Source organism: Methylobacterium sp. UNC378MF, from assembly GCF_900103195.1.
In the GTDB taxonomy this organism is placed as follows: domain Bacteria; phylum Pseudomonadota; class Alphaproteobacteria; order Rhizobiales; family Beijerinckiaceae; genus Methylobacterium.
The window spans coordinates 1-1,269 of sequence record NZ_FMWU01000077.1; the positions used below are offsets into that span (position 1 = coordinate 1).

General features: G+C 61.8%; 2 protein-coding genes and 1 pseudogene. All 3 read left to right on the forward strand.

The window, feature by feature from the left end:
• Positions 1-117: pseudogene (locus BLT59_RS32090) on the forward strand (GDP-mannose 4,6-dehydratase); the annotation flags it as partial.
• A 5-nt stretch (positions 118-122) separates the two neighbouring features.
• Positions 123-1,094, forward strand: coding sequence for an NAD-dependent epimerase/dehydratase family protein (locus tag BLT59_RS30430; protein ID WP_091789999.1), 972 nt, complete (start codon positions 123-125; stop codon positions 1,092-1,094).
• Positions 1,095-1,114: 20 nt separating this feature from the next.
• The coding region (locus tag BLT59_RS30435) for a sugar phosphate nucleotidyltransferase (protein WP_244514216.1) at positions 1,115-1,269 on the forward strand (155 nt) is incomplete at its 3' end.

A 1,269-nucleotide genomic window follows, 5' to 3' on the forward strand; every position in this document is an offset into this window, starting at 1 on the left:
GAGGTGCTGCTCGGCAATCCAGCCAAGGCGAAGGCGACCTTCGGCTGGGAGGCCGAGACGAGCCTCGAGGCACTGATCACCGAGATGGTCGACGCGGACATCCGCCGCCAATCCTAGCCCGCGTGCTCAAGCGCATCCTCATCACCGGAGCATCCGGGTTCGTGGGCAGCCACGTCCTCCGGGCGTTCCGTGACATCTTCTCCTCGGCCGAGATCATGGGCGTTGGGCGCCGAGCCTCCTCCAACGTACCGGATGGGGTTTCTTACGAGTCTCTCGACCTCGTTGATCCGGCCGCAGTCGCGCAGCGAATCGGCGACTTCCAGCCGACCGAGGTGCTTCACCTCGCGGCTGAATCGTCAATTGTTCGCGCCGACAGGTCGAGGTTTCATACTTGGCGCATTAACTGCGGGGCATTATATAACCTAATCGATGCGATCGAGCGGACCGGGGTAAACTGTACCTTCACTTTCGTTAGCTCGAGCGAAGTCTACGGACGCGCATTCCTTGACCAGTGTCCGGCCACGGAGCGGACGGTGCCGCAGCCGATGAATGCCTATGCCCATTCCAAGTGGCTGGGCGAGCAGCTGTTGGTCAGATCAACCGAAGGAACATGCCTCAAGCCTGTCGTATTGCGCCCTTTCAATCATATCGGCCCCGGCCAAGATCTGGCTTTTGCGATCGCCTCCTTCGCGCACCAGATCGCGCTAATCGAAGCCGGGCTGTGCCCCCCCTTTGTGCAGGTAGGCAATCTCTCCGCGCAACGCGACTTTCTCGACGTTTCAGATGTCGTTGACGCCTACATCAAGATTTTCCAGTGCGCGGACACGTTCGACGGTCCGCAGACCTTCAACATCTGCTCTGGCCAGCCTCGCAGCATCGAGAGCATGCTGATGGCCCTACGTAGGCTGTCCCGTGTCGCCTTCGAGATTCGCCCTGACCTTGCCCGGACGCGGAGATCCGACGTGCCGTTAGCTTTCGGGGACGCTCGCCACCTTCGGCAGGCGACGGGATGGGCACCGAAGATCGATAGGATGACGTCTCTGGCCCGGATCTTGGACGACGCCCGGATGCGGGTTTCCTGTATCAGATCGTAAGAGAGTCTGCGGAGATTTAAGTGCGCCATTGGAGCGAACGAGTTCTGCCGGTAATTCTGTGCGGCGGGACGGGGACGCGGCTGTGGCCGGCGTCGCGGGAGAGCATGCCCAAGCAGTTCGCCCGTCTGGTCGACGCCGAGCGCTCGACCTTCCAGGCGACGCTGGCGCGGGTGTC